Source organism: Mongoliitalea lutea (genome assembly GCF_014652135.1).
In the GTDB taxonomy this organism is placed as follows: Bacteria; Bacteroidota; Bacteroidia; order Cytophagales; family Cyclobacteriaceae; genus Mongoliitalea; species Mongoliitalea lutea.
In genome coordinates, this window is record NZ_BMYF01000010.1 from 40,744 (window position 1) to 57,826 (window position 17,083).

Genomic DNA, 17,083 nt, shown 5'->3' on the forward strand with positions numbered 1-17,083 from the left:
TGACATGTTTTAAAGAAGTTTTTTCTTGCGTACGAATGAGCACAATAGTCTCGTAGAGACGGTCAACATTTTAGCCGAGGGTTTCAACCCTCGGGTTAAAATTTAGTTGATACCCCCAAAGTCCCATAGGGACGGCCGACATCAATACCTTTAGCCCGTGTAAATCATGTCTAGTATGAAAAATCAATAGATTCGGATTTTAACCCTGGTCATTGGAAGAGTGGTGTGGAGTTGGAAAGTTAAAAGTTATTGGTCAACAGTTTTTTAAAATCTGTGCCTAATCAGTTAAGATCACTTATCTTTTCGAGAGACAATGGTGCACGCAACGTATGCTACGATTAAGCGCAACGATTGCAACGGAAAAAGTTGTCCAGAGATTTGCAGAATGTTTTTGTCTCGTCCTGAAACTGCTTCTATTTAGAGGGATAAATCCCAATCTTTACAGTTTTCAAAGATATATTCCGGTGATTTGCGTGTTTGCTGACATTCCATGGTAGGTGGTTAAAACCCACATATATGAATTTAGATATACTCCGATTTTCCCATGTTAAAAATATAGGGCAATTGATGGAGTCAACAATCTGAATGTAATATGTCTTTTTGGACACAAATTTTCAATCTGAATTTTTCTGCGTTCTCAGTGTATTCTGCGAGTTCACTCTTGATTCTTGGCTCTTGCTTCTAGCTTCTAGCTTCTCGCTTCTAAACTCTCGCCTCTCTACTAATCTCTCTTCTTCAAATCCCCTCTCTTGATGGATTGGATGAATTTGTTCCAGGCAAATGGGTCAAGCAGTGTAAACGGTCTCGGTCCGTAGCGGTCCTGGATCTGCATGACTTGGTTTTGTCGGAAGTAGCGCATGTTTTCATTCCCGGAAGCTGGCATATTTTCAGCCCATCGGAGTAGGGTTTCCGAACTCATATTACCCCTTGTGTCTATGGCCATCGGGGCTTCATAGTTCATGGCTAGAATTTGACGTTTAAATTCGTCTTCCGTTGGGAAAGGCATGACCTCGATTTCAGCAAGTGCGATTTCGTCTACTTGCATGGTTAAGATAAGTGATATCTTATCATCCTCTAGCTTCTCAGGAACTTTGAATGTTTGTTTTTGTAAACCTATAAAAGAGAAAATCACGCTATCACCTTCCAAAACAGGTAAAGAGAAATAACCATATCTACCAGAACTGGTACCACGTCCCTTTTTTGGAACATATACGTTTACGCCAGGTACGGCATCTGTACTGTCTGAATTTAAGATTATCCCCGAGAGCTGTATAACTTTTCGCTCCTCTTTTGTTTGCGCATGTGCTTCCTGCGACTGGCTTAGCAACAGTCCAAAAAATACAAGGGTAATGATATGGTAAATATGTACTCTCAATGTGTATTAATTCTTTCGTTGAAAATAGGTTTTAGCCTTTCAGCTAAATTTCCCATAATATTAGCTCAATTTACATTCTATTCCTTAATTTCATACCATAAAAATTGGTTAAAAGTTACAAATGCGCCTCAAAAACATCAGTTTGAGTTATGGAATGCGAATTTTTAAAGCCCTTTCTGAAGAAGCGAGGGTTCGGATTTTGCATCTATTACTGGAAAATAAAGAGCTTTCAATTTCGGATTTAGAGCATATTCTCGATTTCACTCAAACCAAGACTAGCAGACACCTAGGTTATTTGAAAAACGCAGGCTTAGTCGGAAGCAGGAGGGTCGATCAGTGGATTTTTTACTACATTTTGGATGAGGCACAAGAGATCATCGGTCAGATTTTTACATTTATTCAAAAAGATGTGAACCTCATCCGAGATCAGGAGGTTTACAAAATATTGGATTCCAACCGGGAGTTGGCCAAAAACAAAATCCAAAATAATCCATACAGAAGATAACCGTTCTTTTTCTTGAAAAAATACACCCATATCCTCTTTGATCTGGACCATACCCTTTGGGACTACGATCGCAATGTTCAGGAATCTCTCAGCGAGCTTTATGAAGTTTATCAATTAATCGAGTCAGGCTTTGCCTCTGCTCAGGACTTTATCCAAGCATTCTACGCCGTTAATTTTAAGTTGTGGGCCATGTATGATGTGGGTAAAATTGATAAAAAAGGCTTAAGAGAAACACGTTTTAAATTGATTTTCCAGCATGCAGGCCTTGATGATGTTTGGGCTACTCCAGCGATGGAAGCGGATTTTATGCATCGCACCTCGAGCAAAAATCATTTATTGCCTTATGCTTTTGAAATCTTGGAATACCTGAAACCTCACTATGGCTTGCACATCATTTCCAATGGATTCAATGAAAGTCAATTTAAAAAAATGGAAGCTTCGGGACTGAGTCCTTATTTTGATTTGGTGATCACTTCCGAAACAACTGGTCATAAAAAGCCTGATCCGCGGATTTTTCAATATGCTTTGGATCAATTAGGGATTCGACATACAGATACGATTATGATCGGGGATAACCCTAATTCAGATATTTTGGGAGCTATTCGAGCCAATGTGGATTCCGTGTATTTTGATCCTTATGAGAAAGGAATTGAATATAATCCCACGTATACCATTCGTCATTTAAAGGAGTTGGAAGGGATTCTTTAATTTTTTTGTATGACCAAAAGCCTTATTTTTGCGTAGCTTATTTGAAAATCAAACATTAAGAATATGTCTTCAACAAAATATGATGTAATTGTAGTAGGGTCTGGTCCTGGGGGGTATGTAGCAGCAATCCGTGCAGCACAATTGGGCTTGAAAATAGCGATAGTAGAGGCTGCTGAATTGGGCGGTATCTGTTTGAACTGGGGCTGTATCCCAACCAAAGCTTTGATCAAAAGTGCACAGGTGTTTGAATATATCAATCACTCCGAAGACTACGGTATCAAGGTAAGCGGTGCTGAGGTTGACTTTGGAGGCATGATCAAAAGAAGCCGTGATGTGGCTGCTGGTATGTCCAAAGGCATTCAGTTCTTGATGAAGAAAAATAAAATCGACCAATTGTTGGGATGGGGTAAAGTTCAGCCTGGTAAAAAGATAGAGGTTGCTGATAAGGATGGTAAAAAGACGGTTTATTCCGCAGACCATATCATCATCGCAACAGGTGGGCGTGCAAGAGAGTTGCCAGCATTGAAAATCGACGATAAAAAGATCGTGGGTTACCGCAAGGCAATGACTTTGGAAGAGAAGCCTAGCAAAATGATTGTCGTAGGTTCCGGTGCTATTGGAGTGGAGTTTGCCTATGTGTATAGCTCTATTGGTACAGAGGTGACAATCGTTGAGTTTATGGACAGGATTGTTCCGAATGAGGACGAGGAAGTATCTAAAGCTTTGGAGAAAATCTACAAGAAGAATGGTGTAAAAATCATGACTTCAACCGAAGTGACGGCTGTAGATACCAAAGGTAAAGGCTGTAAAGTTACTGTTAAAGATAAAAAAGGAAACGAATCGGTGTTGGAGTGTGATGTAGTACTATCTGCTGTAGGTGTTGTTTCCAACATTGAGAACATTGGTTTGGAAGATGTCGGTATCTTGGTAGAGAAAGGTAAAATCAAGGTAGACGAATATTACAAAACCAATATGCCGGGTTATTATGCAATTGGTGATGTGACTTCAGGTCCAGCATTAGCACACGTAGCCTCAGCAGAAGGCATCATCTGCGTGGAGAAAATTGCCGGTCATCACCCCGAAGCTTTGGATTATAATAACATCCCAGGATGTACCTATTGTATTCCGGAAATCGCCTCAGTTGGGTATACGGAAGCAAAAGCAAAAGAAGCAGGTTATGACGTGAAGGTGGGTAAATTCCCATTCTCGGCATCAGGTAAGGCATCTGCGGCAGGTGCTAAAGATGGTTTCGTGAAATTGATTTTCGATGCCAAATACGGTGAGTTGCTAGGAGCACACATGATTGGTGCCAATGTGACGGAGATGATTGCTGAGATTGTAGCTATCCGTAAACTGGAAACTACTGGTCATGAGTTGATTAAGACTGTTCATCCGCATCCAACCATGTCTGAGGCAGTGATGGAAGCTGCAGCGGCTGCATACGATGAAGTGATTCACTTATAATTATTGAATAAATTTTCTTACATTCGAAACACAAGGTTAAACAATTGACCTTGTGTTTTTATTTTATAAGGGATTTCCCAAATATTCTAACCATTGGAAGAAAAAGAACTAATAGCAGGTTTACGGGCAAAAGACCGAAAAACGGTCGATTACCTGTATGAGAATTATTCTAGGGCCTTGTTTACAGTCATCAGCCGGATCATTACCGATCAGGAGATAGCGGAGGAGGTTTTTCATGATGCCTTTATCAAGATTACCAAAAAGGTTGATTCCTATGATGAGTCAAAAGGCCGATTGTATACGTGGATGGCCAATATTTGCCGTAATGCAGCCATTGATCGCACGAGATCCAAAGAGTTTTCACAAGACAGTAAGACCAATACCATAGATGACTACGTATATGGATTGGAGGGCACCGAAGGTACGGTAGCATTTACCGATGGTATAGGTGTCAAGGAACTGATGGATCATCTCAATTTGGAGCAGCGTTTTGTGATCGAGTGTATGTACTTTAAAGGATACACGCACTCAGAGATTTCAGAGGAATTTGACATACCTTTGGGGACCGTTAAGTCCCGTATCAGAGCAGCCTTAGTCGTATTAAAAAAGAAATTAGATAAAATATAGTGGACATTCAATCATACATAGCATCTGGAAAACTCGAACTCTTTGTGTTAGGAGAGTTGAGTGAACGGGAAGAAGCCGAGGTGTTGGAAATGGCTGCAAGGTATCCTGAAATCAGGGAAGAGCTCAATCAAATTGAGGATGCTTTTTTCCAGTTGGATAACCAAACAGGCAAAGCTCCATCTGCTGGTTTGAAATCCAAGGTAATGGCAACTTGGGAAAGAGAAGTTTTGGGCGCCGCCGAACAAGCTGAAACCAAAATAATTCCTATGCAACCTTGGAAGACCTACTTTGTTGCCGCAAGTATTGCAGCGGTTTTTGCTTCAGCGGTAGCGGTTTATTTTGCTAGTCAGTACTTTAGTTTGGATCAGCGTTTTATGGCGCTTTTGGATGAAAAGGCCGTCCTTGTAGAAGATTTGAATCAATACAAGGTAAACTATGAGCAGACGGAAACTCAATTAGACGTATTACTGACGGGCAATTTCACTAAAATCCCTATGAAAGGTGAGCCTTTTGAAATCCAAAAAGAGGCTAAAGTTGATGTTTGGTGGGATCAATCGGCTGCAAAGGTCTTTGTTTCTGTCAATCAGTTAGCCTCACTTTCGGAAGATTTGGATTATCAATTATGGGCAATCGGTGATGCAGGTCCGATAGGAATTGGATTAGTAAATCCGGGCCAAGCATATTCTTTGCAACAAATGGAATCCGTATTGGCCGCAGGAGCTTTTGCAATAACCATAGAGCCTAAAGGCGGTAGTGAAAGCCCTACCTTAGAAAAGCTGGTGGTAATTGGAAATGTGGGGTAAACTCAGAAAAGTTAAATCAAAAAAAGCCAGTTAGCAAAACTGGCTTTTTTGGTTTAAAAATTAACGTAAATGTAATTATGCTCTCCATTCGCAAACAACTCCATAATCGCATATCCTCTATCCGTAAGCTCGTAAGGTTCATCTTTCCACCAATTGCCACAAACAGCGCCACTGCAATGATACATGATGTCGTGATACTTTAAGCTTTCAACGAGGTGAATATGTCCCGAAATGCAGGATTTGATATTTTTATGTTTATAAAATAAGTTGATAAGGGATTTGGCATCGATGTGCATCCAAGCACCTGGAACTACCCAGTCACCTGATTCAGCATTATCTCCATCTAAAAACGGGGTCGCTCCCAAAATTGGAATGTGTGACACAATCAAAATAGGCTCCTCTGATGGGATATCTTGTAATGTTTGTTCAAGCCAGTTGCGCTGAGCTAGGTCAAGTTTGGCAGTATACCATGTGCCGTCGGGTTTTTGTTGGGTACTATCCAGCACAATAAAATGCCACCCTTTTTCTGAAAACGAATAATAAGGTCGGTCCAACCCATGTTCCCGTAACGCCCAAGCTTTTCCTGGGTAAGGCTCTTGAACGGGAGTCTTTCCCCAGACATCATGGTTTCCCAAACAATGATAAAACTTCAATTGAGGATAGTCTTTTTTAATAGCTCTCCAAACTGCCCATTGGGCTTCTGTAGTTGCTTCATCTTCCCTTAAGGCATCCATAATCAAATCACCTCCATTGATGAAGAAATCTATGGGTTTTTCGTCTCGTAAAATTTGATCTAAACACTTCCTTACTCCAGCTTCTGAAACTTCCCCAGGTTGAAGATGCATGTCAGTCAAATGTGCAATTCGTAAAATAGGCTCGATATCATTGCTGGAAGGGATTCCATGAGCTGCCGTAGATAGCATTACAGAACCTGCTGTTCCAATTCCAAGTTTTTTTAGTACGCTTCTTCGGGTGGCTGATTTTTTCATGAGAGTTTACTTGACCGCATAACTCAACCGCATGGTAATGGAGGCTGTTTTTTCTTTAGAAGATGTATTAAAAGTCCCTCCCCAAGAATAATCTTCTGTGGAATTTAAGCCTGTAATCTGGAAAATACCCATATTGGCAGAGAATAGCTTTCCTAATCGGGCGCCCGAGTTTTCGGCGGTTTTTTCGGCACGAATACGGGCGTCTTCGGTAGCACGGGAGATCATTTCGATTTTCAAACTCTCCAATTCAGTGTAGTAAAAACGCGGAGCTTGAGAATAGAATTTCACACCCTGAAGTAGGAGTTCGGTTATTTCTCGGCTGATCTGTTCTACTTTTTCCACCTCCTTGGATTCTACTTGCAAGGTTTGGTTGAGTTCATAACCCAAAAAAGTCTGTCCCATGTAATTCCCCGAGCTGCTGTAGTTTTGTCTGTATTGCGGGATAGTACTTACTGCTTGAAAAATGATATTTTCCTTAGGAATACCTTTAGCTACCAAATAGGCCAATACCTCCTTTCTGTCCCTCTCCAAATCAGCATAGGCTATTTTGATATCCACATTGTCCCGGCTAAAATTTCCTTCCCACACGACCAAATCAGAGGTGAAGTTTTTTTGTCCAAGTCCCGTCACATCCACAGTGCCGGATTTTTTATTTCGGTTGATGATGGCATTTCCCAAGAGGGCTGCTGCTACGATGATTGCAATTGCAAAAATGACCGCGGATACATGTTTTTTCATAGGAGTATATGCTGGAAAATTTCATGGAAGTTACGGAAAAAGTCTAGGAATCGCTAGTTTCCACAGCTCATAAAAGATGAAAATAAAAATGGCTGATTTGTCGTAAACCAGCCATTTTTGAGTAATTAGACTATCTTGATAGACTTATACAGTCATGATATCGGCTTCTTTTTTCACCAACAATTCGTCGATTTTTGCAGAATATTGGTCTGTTAGCTTTTGTACAGTGTCCTCAGCTCTTTTGACATCGTCTTCTGATGCTCCGTCTTTTTGAAGTTTGCGAAGACCCTCATTGATATCTTTTCTTACCGAACGGATGGAAATTTTACCTGTTTCACACTCTTGTTTGGCTTGTTTTACCAGGTTTCTTCTTCGCTCTTCTGTTAATGGTGGAATCGTCAAAATGATGATTTCTCCATTGTTTTGAGGAGCAAGGCCTAAGTCTGAGTTGATAATAGACTTTTCAATTTCACCGATCAGTGTGCGTTCCCAAGGCTTGATAGTCAAGGTACGGGCATCCGGAGTATTTACAGAAGCTACCTGCGCCAAGGGAGTAGGCGCCCCATAATAGGAGACCATGATGCCATCCAATAAGTTAGGCATTGCTTTACCCGCACGTATTTTTACCAATTCGCTAGCAGTATGGTCTACTGCTTTCTGCATGAGTTCTTTAGCTTCGTCTAGATATAATTTGATTTCTTCCATGAGATATTAATTGGTTGTGATTAGCGTCCCGATAATTTCACCTTCAATCAATTTCTTGAGGTTACCGGGTTTATTCATATCAAATACAACAATTGGCAAATTGTTTTCCTGACAGAGCGTAAAGGCTGTCATATCCATGATATTGAGGTTTTTTTCGTAGGCCTCTTGGAAGGAAAGGTTGTCGTATTTGGTTGCTGTTTTATCTTTTTCAGGATCTGCTGTGTAGACACCATCTACTCTAGTGCCCTTCAGGACTACATCTGCTTCTACTTCAATCGCTCTTAAACTTGCGGTAGAGTCCGTAGTAAAATATGGGTTACCAATTCCTGCGCCGAAAATTACAATTCTTCCTTTTTCTAAATGGCGGATAGCTCTTCTTCTGATAAAAGGCTCACACACACTCTCTACTTTGATACCGGACATCAGACGGGTGAACATGCCATTCTGCTCCAAAGCACTTTGCAAAGCCATAGCATTGATAAGGGTAGCCAGCATGCCCATATAATCTCCCTGAACTCTATCGATGCCAGTGTTTTCAGCCTGAACACCTCTAAAAATATTACCTCCTCCGATAACGATGGCAACCTCTACGCCCAGTTCTTTGATTTTCTTGATTTCTTGTGCGTATTGGTCAAGCCTGTTGGGGTCGATGCCGTAGTTTTTCTCTCCCATCAGCGCTTCACCGCTGAGTTTCAGTAATATCCGTTTGTATTTCATTGTTTTGGTGTTTTTGTACGTAATCAGGTAACCTGCTTTTTGTCTTGGAAATTGGACAAAGATATAAGCTAAGCTACAGATATGGAAAGGGATTCCCTAAAATTGAATGAGAATTTGATTTTTCTCTACGCTGTCACCCTTTTTGATTTTGATCTGTTTGATGACACCATCGCCTGGAGATTTCAAAATATTTTCCATTTTCATGGCTTCCAAAATCAATACAGGGTCACCTTTTTTCACCGTATCACCCTCCGCAACTTTGATGTCAAAAATCAAACCTGGCATTGGAGCTTTGATATCTTTAGCAGCTGAACCTTGATTCATATTTATCCCCAATTTTTCAATCAAACGATCAAATTTATCCTTGATCAAAATGTCGGCAGGTTTATTATTGAGTTTTACTTTGATGGTTTTGGTACTTTCTTCGATGCTGACAAGCTCCAATGTGTGGGTTGAACCGTTGTTGGAGACTTTAAAAAATCGATCGTCAACCTTTTCGATATCAAAATCAACTAAATTTCCTTCCAAACTGATTCCTTTTGTACCTTTCTCAAGGTCAAAGGCGTTATTTTTGATAGTTACTGAGTACATTTCGGTTATTTTGCGTTAAATATACAATTAATCTTCAAAAAATATTTTCATGAAATCTCAATATTCCCTGCTTTTACTAATCTTCTGCTTATTTTCTATAGCTTCTTGTAAATCTGTGAAAACTGATATACAAACTGAGGATTCTGTAATCCAACTTGGAGTAAATGAGCAATTGGTACCAAGGACCTCCTCTTTGCTTGCGAGAGAATGGGAATCTAAGGTAGCGGATTACCGGGCAACAGATACCCGATATTTTGATATCTTGCATACAGCGTTGGATTTGCGTTTTGATTTTTCTACCCAACAAGTATTGGGCTCAGCCGAACTGGTAATGAAGCCCTATTTCTTTGAACAAAAAGAAGTGGTTTTGGATGCTAAAGATTTTGATATTCATCGAGTGGACTTGTTGGAAATAGGAGGGGCACTACCTTTGAATTATCTGTACAAAGACAATGAGCTCACGGCTTATTTGCCTCGGGTATTCCATGATACAGATACCTTGCGATTGAAAATCAACTACACAGCCAATCCCAACGAAAATAATGCAGCAGGCAGTAGAGCTATCACAGACACCAAAGGCTTGTATTTTATCAACCCCACAGGAGAAGAAGCAAAACCCACCCAGATATGGACACAAGGAGAAACTGCCCACAATTCCAAATGGTTTCCAACCTTTGATAGCCCAAATCAGCGCATGACTCAGGAAATTAAATTGCGTGTCCCTGAAAAATACAGGACACTAAGCAATGGCGTTTTGCTGAGTTCGGAGTTGCATCAGGATAGCACCCGAACAGATCATTGGTTGATGGATAAGCCACACGCACCGTATCTGGCAGCCATTGCTGTAGGTGAATTTGTGGAAATTCAAGATGAATGGAAGGGTTTGCCCGTGAACTATTATGTGGAGCCTGCTTTTCAGGAAGGAGCTAAAGAAGTTTTTAAAAATACTCCGGAAATGATTGGTTTTTTCTCCAATTTGTTGGGTGTGGACTATCCTTGGCAACAATACAATCAAGTGGTAGTAAGGGATTTTGTGTCTGGAGCTATGGAAAATACTACCTTATCCATTTTTATGGAAGACTTGAATCTTACTCCTCGTGAAGCCATTGATAGTGAGTGGGATGGGATTATTGCACATGAACTCTTTCATCAATGGTTTGGAAATCTGGTTACCACAGAGTCCTGGGCTAATCTGACCCTCAATGAAGCTTTCGCTAATTATTCTGAATATCTGTGGTATGAATACAAGCTAGGCAGAGATGAAGCGAATATGCATCATATAGCAGAAATGGAGAAGTATTTTGGAGAAGCAGAGCAAAAACAGGAGGATCTGATTCGTTTCTATTATGATGATCCCGAGGATATGTTTGATAATCATTCCTATGCTAAGGGGGGGAGAATCCTTCACATGCTTCGCAGGCATTTGGGTGATCGAGCCTTTTTTGCCTCACTCAAACATTATTTGACCAAGCATGCATACTCCGCAGTGGAGGTCCATGATCTGAGATTAGCTTTTGAAGAAGTGACTGGTATGGATCTCAATTGGTTTTTTAATCCTTGGTTTTTAGCCTCTGGACATCCAACACTTGCTTATGAGGTGGATTACTCCATTCCTGATAACTTATTATTGACTATCCGACAAACTCAAGACCTGACAACTACACCCCTTTACCGGATTCCTTTCAAAGTTAGCTGGTATCATGAGGGTAAGCGATTTGAAAAGGATTTAGTATTGGATAAAGCATTTCAGCAGTTTGCCATTGAAAATAGCGTTCCTGTCAATCAGCTATACTTGGATGAGGAAAAAGTCTTGTTGAAAAAAACCGTCACCAACAGGCCGAAGGAATTTTTCATCAAACAATTGCAAGAGTCTGAGTTTGCAATCGCCCGTTATGAAGCCTTGGATAGTCTGATGACTTATTTTCCTAATGAATTAAGATTACCTTCTTTGGCGGCGAATACCTTGGACGATACATTTTGGGCTAATAGGGAACTGGCAATTATGTATTTTGCCAAAGCACCCACTTTAGTTCCGGCAGGACTTGAAGAGAAAATCTATGAACTTGCGGAGCAGGATCCACAAAATACCGTTCGATTGGCAGCGATAGAATTGTTGGGGATGCTGGATGGAGAAAAATATGCACCTGCCATGCTTCGCTGGATGAATGACCCTTCCTATTACGTCGCTGCGGCAGCACTAGGAACTTACTTGGTGGAAGAAACGAATTCAAATAGAAAAGAAATTGCCGAGCGGTATACGTCCGATCCAAACATCCGAATGACTGTTGCTTTAGCTGAGTATTTTATTCAGGAATCTCTACTCGGGAAAGGGGATTGGTTTCACGAGCGATTGGATGCCTATAATCGCAGGTCTTTGTATTACTTTATAGGATATTATGGGGAGTATTTCACCAAACTTCCTGAAGAAGGCATGGAAAAAGCCATTGAGCGATTGACTAAAATCGCCAAGAGTGAGGAGCCTTTTTATATCAAAATTGCTGCCTTCTCTGCCTTATTCGGATTTGTAGATCAGCCAGGAGTCTTGGATAGCCTAAAGCAAATGTATGATGCGGAGACTGATGAGTCCGTCAAACGTTACCAAGAGTATTTCCTTATGCAATACTTGGATTAGGATTTCTTCAAAGGGATATTGCCTTCCAGTTCGGCGACTTCATTCTTATTGGCTAGCTGACCGCAGGCAGCATCGATATCCTGTCCTCTGGACTTACGGACTTTGGCGATGATGCCCTGTCCTTCCAAGATACGGATATACATGTCCACAGCCTCCTGCTTGGCCTGACGGAATTCTCCTTCGTCAATCGGGTTGTACTGGATGATATTGACTTTGGAAGGGATGATTTTACAGAATTTGGCCAATGCTTTGGCATGTGCCTCATCGTCATTGATGCCATCCCAAATGACGTATTCGTAGGTGACTTTCCGTTTGGTTTTCTGATACCAATAGCGCAAGGAATCTGCCAAATCTTCCAATGGATTGACATCATTGATGGGCATTAATCTACTTCTCGTCTCATTGATTGCGGAATGCAGGGATATGGCTAAGTTGAACTTTACTTCATCATCAGCCATTTTTCGGATCATTTTTGGGATGCCTACGGTGGATAGGGTAATCCTTCTCGGGGCCATTCCCAAACCTTCAGGTGACGTAATCTTATCGATGGCATCCACTACATTGGCATAATTCAAGAGCGGTTCACCCATTCCCATGAATACAATGTTGGTCAAAGGACGATTGAAATAAGTCTCAGCCTCTTCTTTGATCGCAACCACTTGGTCATAGATTTCATCCGGATTCAGATTACGCATGCGTTTCAAGCGGGCCGTTGCACAAAAGTTGCAGTCCAGACTACAGCCTACTTGGGAAGATACACAAGCAGTGATACGTTTGGTAGTTGGAATCAACACGGATTCGACAATCTTGCCATCGTGCAGCTTTACGGCATTTTTGATGGTGCCATCTGTGGAGTGCTGCATCAAATCCACTTTGACATGGTTGATAGAAAAATTGTCTTTGAGCATCTCCCGGGTCTCCTTGGAGATATTGCTCATGTCATCAAAGTTTTTCAAAGACTTATTCCAAAGCCAGTCATAGACCTGCTTGGCTCGGAATTTTTTATCTCCCTGTGTTACAAAAAACTCTTCTAATTGTTGAAGAGAAAATTTACGGATGTCTTTTTTACTTTGCTCCATGCGGCAAAGGTAAGAAAAAGGAAGGGGAGCACGCTTATTTCTAGAGAAGAAATGAGGAAGTGTTCAGGGGTTCTGTATTAATCAAATTCGTAAGGTGTTGGTAGTAATGTAAAAACTTTGTTCAAATAGAAAATCAAACACTTTCATAGTTTGCTGAAATTATACGCTATTCCTACTTGTTGTATACATTAAATTTATGTAGACTAGCTTTCCCATTGCTACTTGTAAATGAAAAAAATTCTTTTGACCATACTTTACGGCATAAAAAGTAAACTTTCTTCGATCAAGGTCTTTCTAGGGTTGAAGTTGAGATTGATTCAGTCGATTCAACTCATGCCTTATAAAGGCTTTGGGAATGCTCAGGAGATTTTTTTTGTGGGGCGGGTGCTTCGGGATCGAGGAATTGGCATCTCGACCATTGAGGACAGCAAATGGAGAAACTTTGTAAATATGTACAAGCGTTTTGCTAGTTGGGAAATACCAGGTTTACAGATTCAGGCGAGGTTTCAAGGAGAAGAAGTTACAGTAATTTCCGATGACGAAGGGTATTTTGAGGTGCATCTTTCAAAGGCAGGCGGTTGGAAGCTCACACATTTTTGGAATCAGGTGGAGCTCACTTTATTAGATAATCCACTGAAAGATGCTCCTTTGGTCCAAGTGTACAACCCTGTGTTTATACCGTATGAAGCCTGTGATTTTGGAGTGATTTCTGATATCGATGACACCATCGTGCCTACGGGAGCCACACGATTGTGGGAAATGGTGAAGACCACCTTTTTTGGGAATGCGCACACCCGATTGCCCTTCGAGGGAGTTGCTGAGTTTTATCAGGCTTTGCATCGAGGGATGGATGGTTTAGACTCCAATCCCTTTTTTTATGTGTCGAGTTCGCCTTGGAATTTGTATGATTTTTTGATGGAGTTTTTGGATGCCCATCAAATTCCAAAAGGACCTCTAATGCTGCGGGATTTGGGTCTTTCGAGAGAACAGTTTATTGCAGGCAGCCATTGGGAGCATAAGTTGAGACAAGTGGAAAAGATTTTTGAAGTGGAGAAAGAACTCCCTTTTATTTTGATTGGCGATAGTGGACAGCACGATGCAGAGATTTACCTCCAAGTCATCAAGGACTATCCTGGAAGAGTAAAAGCCGTATATATCCGAAGCGTATCCGAAAAGCGGGAGGAATTGATGGAAAACATCGCCAAGGAAATGTTAGCCTTAGGTGTTGAGATGATTCTTATTCACAACACCGCGCAAGCCCTTTCCCACGCCCGCCTCAATTCTTGGATTCGGTAGGAGGGCGATTGATGTTCTTTTGCCAGGAACTTGCTTGCAGCAGGTAAGTAAAATTTATTAATATGTCATGAATATTGCTGCGAATAAGTATAATTGAGAAAAAAAATAAAAAAAGTGTTTAACCGTTGGAGTATTCGTTTTTTTTTTTGAAACGTTAAGGATAGGTGTTCTTAATGGGTCAAGTTCTCCCGCATGTTGCAAAGAACATAAATCAATAATTTCATGAAAAAAATAATGTCAGTAACTTTTGCTCTTGTGTTGCTGGGGTCAATTGATGCCAATGCTTGGTGGTGGAAGGGTCAAACAATTGAATGTACAGCATCTTACAAAATCAAAGCTAGTTTAGGCCCTGTTGAGGTGGAGATTGGTGATGAATGGATTGGTACAAAAACCCAATGTGTAAGTGGAGATTCCTGGTGTTTCACCGGTGTTTGTTATTAAAACTATGAGGAATACTACATTTGTCCAAATGGTAGCCCTAGCCTTTGGGGCTACCATTTTTATGATTTCCTGCACAAATCAGCGATCGCAACATAGCAGAAATACGCTCTTTGACTGGGTGACCGATGATTCAAATGTCAATGACATTCCCTTGCTTGAAAATCATTCTATTGCAATTGACCTCTCTGGGGCCGATTTGAATCAGTCGATTGCTCTGTCGGAACTGCTTGCAGGGGTGAAACTGGTCCAATTAGATGAGAGCCCCCACTTTTTAATTGGGGATATTGATAAAATTATTTTCAATGATTCCCTTATTTACATGCTTGACCGATATGTACACAATTCACTCCAAGTTTTCGGCCGCAAAGGCGAATTTATTAAGGCAATAACCCCTACAGGTAATGGGCCAAATGAGTTGCAATCAATATCAGATTTTGATGTAGATGCCGATGGAGTGTACATCTATGATAATTGGGGCGCTAAATTTCATCATTATTCACATCAATGGAGCCTAATTGAAGAATGGAAAGTGCCTTTGAGGGTATCCACGTTTCGAAAAATTGGGGATAAAAAATGGTTATTTTCAAACATTGATAATCCTAATGGGCATTTTCTAAGTTTAGATGATGGCGATATCGTGGTGTGGGATCAGGGTGGTGAACATTTTTTAAAATTTTCTTCGCCCTTGTTTAACCACCATGCAACAGATTTTACGCCAAGGGATGTTACCAGAAATAATTCAGGAATCATCACAGCCATGCTTCGGTTTCATCCTGAAATTTATCGCTGGGACAATGAGACTAATTCATTTGAAACATTGATTACAATTGATCTGGGAAATAAAGGTCTTACCGCAAAAGAATATCAATCGATAGGACCGAGTTTTATCGAAGAAAGAAAAAAGGACCAAAAGTTTTATTCTTTTGGACGGCATTTCGTGACTGAAAAGTGGATAGGAGTGGAATTTAGTCGAAGTAAAGGAAATCCCTTGTTCATTTTTCATGATAGATTGACGGGTCGCACACTTCATGGAACTGCAATAAAATTTGATGTTCCGGGCTTACTTTCATTCAGTCTTCCTTGGTCTTGTCAAGGGAATACATGTATTGCCCATATTGAGCTGCCAAGGATAAAAAAATCCGATGTAGAATCATACATTGCTCTGCTCAAAGAGAAAAAACTACATTCTGATGAACTGGAACGGTTGATAAGGACAGTTGATGATATTGAAACTCCAATCCTTGCAATTATGACACTTCAATAGGGGGGAGTTTAATTCAATTAAAGTTTATTCAACTGTTGTAGGGGTCTTTTTTCAACGTTAAAAACAGTTTTTCTATTTCTTCTAACATTTGCATGAATAGCCGATAAGGCATCAGTATTAATACCCCGCCTACTGCATTCGCAGCTGCCCATTATCTACATGCCAAAATTGTTCTGACCAAGGGATGTTCCAATGAAGAATATTTACAAGTTCTTCGTTAGTGGCTTGGGATAGACGACGGTAGCGGAGAACCTGATTATCTAATCTCCAATGCAGGGATTGACCTGCTTGGAGTCTTTCGGGGAATTTTTCGGGTTGGTGTTCCTCTAGCAGCGTTACTCCACCCGAGCCTAGGGCCATGGCTTCTCCGGAAGATGCTACACAAAGAGCTGTGCGCTCATCCACAGCAATTCCCCGCAAAGCCACAGTTTGACTAGGGCTTTTGAGGCGTGCTATAAAGGAAACTAAGCGGCCTTCTCTTCCTCTTTCCGTAAAGTGCTGATCAGTAATCAGATTAGGCAGTAAGGGGTGATTGATTAAGGAGGATTTTCTTACTGTCAATCGTGAATCAAAGGGATTGCTCAATGCTTCCGTACTGATGATGCTTCCGTTTTCACCCGTATACACAAATTCTCCCATAATCGCACAGCCAGCACTTGTTCCACCGATAGGGACTTTCTTCTCATGAATCAAATAGTGGATAGCCTTTTCTGTTTCAGTTCCTTCCCAAGCCTCAAGGTATACAGACTGATCCCCTCCTGCAATAAAAAGAGCCTCTGCTTTCCGGATAGTTTCATAAACACGGGGATCATTGGCAGCATTTTTATTTCGAATAAGAAGGGTCTCTACCGAGTTTACGGAGCCAAGATTTTGAATGTAGCTATTGTAGCCATCCCCTCCGGAGGCTCGTATAATCAAAAAGTCCCCACCACCTGAGCGCTCGATCATCCATTGCATAGCAGCATCTACATCACTTCCTCCACCCATTAGTACAAGGCCTCCTTCGGAAGCTGTATGGACATCCTGCTTGTTGCCAACCCTACCCAATGAAAAGGGATTGGATTCTTCCGCATGCTCAGTGGATTGGCATGCAGCTGTTCCACAAAGCATAAAAAAACTAATGACAAAGCGTATAATATTTCCCATGGT

The 17,083-nt window shown here is 41.0% G+C and carries 17 protein-coding genes; 9 read left to right on the plus strand and 8 right to left on the minus strand.

What is annotated here, in order from left to right; translation table 11 throughout:
- Positions 1-721: 721 nt before the first annotated feature.
- On the minus strand, positions 722-1,330 hold the full coding sequence (locus IE080_RS09435) for a carboxypeptidase-like regulatory domain-containing protein (protein ID WP_373295124.1): 609 nt from the start codon (positions 1,328-1,330) through the stop codon (positions 722-724).
- Positions 1,331-1,496: 166 nt separating this feature from the next.
- Here IE080_RS09435 and IE080_RS09440 point away from each other — a divergent pair, with 166 nt between their 5' ends.
- The 5 genes from IE080_RS09440 to IE080_RS09460 all read left to right on the plus strand — a co-directional run bounded on the left by IE080_RS09440 (position 1,497) and on the right by IE080_RS09460 (position 5,482).
- A complete protein-coding gene (locus IE080_RS09440; protein ID WP_189581208.1) occupies positions 1,497-1,880 on the plus strand; it encodes an ArsR/SmtB family transcription factor in 384 nt (127 codons plus the stop codon).
- Between the two features lie 12 nt (positions 1,881-1,892).
- Positions 1,893-2,588 carry a YjjG family noncanonical pyrimidine nucleotidase gene (locus IE080_RS09445; protein ID WP_189581211.1) on the plus strand — a complete coding sequence of 232 codons (696 nt, stop codon included), beginning with the start codon at positions 1,893-1,895 and terminating at the stop codon, positions 2,586-2,588.
- A gap of 63 nt (positions 2,589-2,651) precedes the next feature.
- Positions 2,652-4,052, plus strand: coding sequence for a dihydrolipoyl dehydrogenase (gene lpdA / locus IE080_RS09450; RefSeq protein WP_189581214.1), 1,401 nt, complete (start codon positions 2,652-2,654; stop codon positions 4,050-4,052).
- A 93-nt stretch (positions 4,053-4,145) separates the two neighbouring features.
- Positions 4,146-4,679: an RNA polymerase sigma factor gene (locus tag IE080_RS09455; protein ID WP_189581217.1), complete on the plus strand. Its 534-nt coding sequence runs from the start codon at positions 4,146-4,148 to the stop codon at positions 4,677-4,679.
- Positions 4,679-5,482: an anti-sigma factor gene (locus IE080_RS09460; protein ID WP_189581220.1), complete on the plus strand. Its 804-nt coding sequence runs from the start codon at positions 4,679-4,681 to the stop codon at positions 5,480-5,482. The genes IE080_RS09455 and IE080_RS09460 overlap by 1 nt, the downstream gene beginning before the upstream one ends.
- A 53-nt stretch (positions 5,483-5,535) precedes the next feature.
- Here IE080_RS09460 and IE080_RS09465 read toward each other — a convergent pair whose 3' ends face one another.
- The 5 genes from IE080_RS09465 to IE080_RS09485 all read right to left on the minus strand — a co-directional run bounded on the left by IE080_RS09465 (position 5,536) and on the right by IE080_RS09485 (position 9,222).
- Positions 5,536-6,471 (minus strand): metallophosphoesterase family protein, encoded by a 936-nt coding sequence (locus IE080_RS09465; RefSeq protein WP_189581223.1) that lies wholly within the window; start codon positions 6,469-6,471, stop codon positions 5,536-5,538.
- A 6-nt stretch (positions 6,472-6,477) separates the two neighbouring features.
- Positions 6,478-7,209 (minus strand): SIMPL domain-containing protein, encoded by a 732-nt coding sequence (locus tag IE080_RS09470; RefSeq protein WP_189581226.1) that lies wholly within the window; start codon positions 7,207-7,209, stop codon positions 6,478-6,480.
- 144 nt (positions 7,210-7,353) lie between these two features.
- On the minus strand, positions 7,354-7,914 hold the full coding sequence (gene frr / locus IE080_RS09475; RefSeq protein ID WP_189581229.1) for a ribosome recycling factor: 561 nt from the start codon (positions 7,912-7,914) through the stop codon (positions 7,354-7,356).
- 6 nt (positions 7,915-7,920) lie between these two features.
- On the minus strand, positions 7,921-8,631 hold the full coding sequence (pyrH, locus tag IE080_RS09480) for a UMP kinase (protein WP_189581232.1): 711 nt from the start codon (positions 8,629-8,631) through the stop codon (positions 7,921-7,923).
- A 96-nt stretch (positions 8,632-8,727) separates the two neighbouring features.
- Entirely contained in the window at positions 8,728-9,222 is a 495-nt protein-coding gene (locus IE080_RS09485; protein WP_189581235.1) for an acyl-CoA carboxylase biotin carboxyl carrier protein subunit, read from the minus strand.
- Between the two features lie 115 nt (positions 9,223-9,337).
- Between IE080_RS09485 and IE080_RS09490 the strand changes: the two genes are divergently transcribed.
- Complete coding sequence (locus IE080_RS09490) at positions 9,338-11,854, plus strand: M1 family aminopeptidase (protein WP_308428165.1); 2,517 nt, start codon at positions 9,338-9,340, stop codon at positions 11,852-11,854.
- Here the strand turns inward: IE080_RS09490 and rlmN are convergent.
- Positions 11,851-12,933: a dual-specificity RNA methyltransferase RlmN gene (gene rlmN, locus IE080_RS09495; protein WP_189581242.1), complete on the minus strand. Its 1,083-nt coding sequence runs from the start codon at positions 12,931-12,933 to the stop codon at positions 11,851-11,853. The genes IE080_RS09490 and rlmN overlap by 4 nt on opposite strands.
- 228 nt (positions 12,934-13,161) lie before the next feature.
- Here rlmN and IE080_RS09500 point away from each other — a divergent pair, with 228 nt between their 5' ends.
- The 3 genes from IE080_RS09500 (at position 13,162) to IE080_RS09510 (ending at position 15,934) form a co-directional block, all read left to right on the plus strand.
- Positions 13,162-14,229, plus strand: coding sequence for an App1 family protein phosphatidate phosphatase (locus tag IE080_RS09500; RefSeq protein ID WP_189581245.1), 1,068 nt, complete (start codon positions 13,162-13,164; stop codon positions 14,227-14,229).
- A 222-nt stretch (positions 14,230-14,451) separates the two neighbouring features.
- Positions 14,452-14,670, plus strand: coding sequence for a hypothetical protein (locus tag IE080_RS09505; RefSeq protein WP_189581248.1), 219 nt, complete (start codon positions 14,452-14,454; stop codon positions 14,668-14,670).
- A 4-nt stretch (positions 14,671-14,674) separates the two neighbouring features.
- Positions 14,675-15,934: a DUF4934 domain-containing protein gene (locus IE080_RS09510; protein ID WP_189581251.1), complete on the plus strand. Its 1,260-nt coding sequence runs from the start codon at positions 14,675-14,677 to the stop codon at positions 15,932-15,934.
- A gap of 129 nt (positions 15,935-16,063) precedes the next feature.
- On the opposite strand, the gene IE080_RS09515 is transcribed toward IE080_RS09510, so the two are convergent.
- Positions 16,064-17,080 (minus strand): cyanophycinase, encoded by a 1,017-nt coding sequence (locus tag IE080_RS09515; RefSeq protein WP_189581254.1) that lies wholly within the window; start codon positions 17,078-17,080, stop codon positions 16,064-16,066.
- Positions 17,081-17,083: the final 3 nt, after the last annotated feature.

What these genes read in the sequence shown, in the direction of transcription:
- frr (WP_189581229.1), bottom strand. Translation starts at nt 7,914, where the DNA reads ATGGAAGAAATCAAATTATATCTAGACGAAGCTAAAGAACTCATGCAG.
- IE080_RS09510 (WP_189581251.1), top strand. Translation starts at nt 14,675, where the DNA reads ATGAGGAATACTACATTTGTCCAAATGGTAGCCCTAGCCTTTGGGGCT.
- IE080_RS09505 (WP_189581248.1), top strand. Translation starts at nt 14,452, where the DNA reads ATGAAAAAAATAATGTCAGTAACTTTTGCTCTTGTGTTGCTGGGGTCA.
- pyrH (WP_189581232.1), bottom strand. Translation starts at nt 8,631, where the DNA reads ATGAAATACAAACGGATATTACTGAAACTCAGCGGTGAAGCGCTGATG.
- IE080_RS09515 (WP_189581254.1), bottom strand. Translation starts at nt 17,080, where the DNA reads ATGGGAAATATTATACGCTTTGTCATTAGTTTTTTTATGCTTTGTGGA.
- IE080_RS09465 (WP_189581223.1), bottom strand. Translation starts at nt 6,471, where the DNA reads ATGAAAAAATCAGCCACCCGAAGAAGCGTACTAAAAAAACTTGGAATT.
- IE080_RS09500 (WP_189581245.1), top strand. Translation starts at nt 13,162, where the DNA reads ATGAAAAAAATTCTTTTGACCATACTTTACGGCATAAAAAGTAAACTT.
- IE080_RS09470 (WP_189581226.1), bottom strand. Translation starts at nt 7,209, where the DNA reads ATGAAAAAACATGTATCCGCGGTCATTTTTGCAATTGCAATCATCGTA.
- rlmN (WP_189581242.1), bottom strand. Translation starts at nt 12,933, where the DNA reads ATGGAGCAAAGTAAAAAAGACATCCGTAAATTTTCTCTTCAACAATTA.
- IE080_RS09485 (WP_189581235.1), bottom strand. Translation starts at nt 9,222, where the DNA reads ATGTACTCAGTAACTATCAAAAATAACGCCTTTGACCTTGAGAAAGGT.
- lpdA (WP_189581214.1), top strand. Translation starts at nt 2,652, where the DNA reads ATGTCTTCAACAAAATATGATGTAATTGTAGTAGGGTCTGGTCCTGGG.
- IE080_RS09440 (WP_189581208.1), top strand. Translation starts at nt 1,497, where the DNA reads ATGCGCCTCAAAAACATCAGTTTGAGTTATGGAATGCGAATTTTTAAA.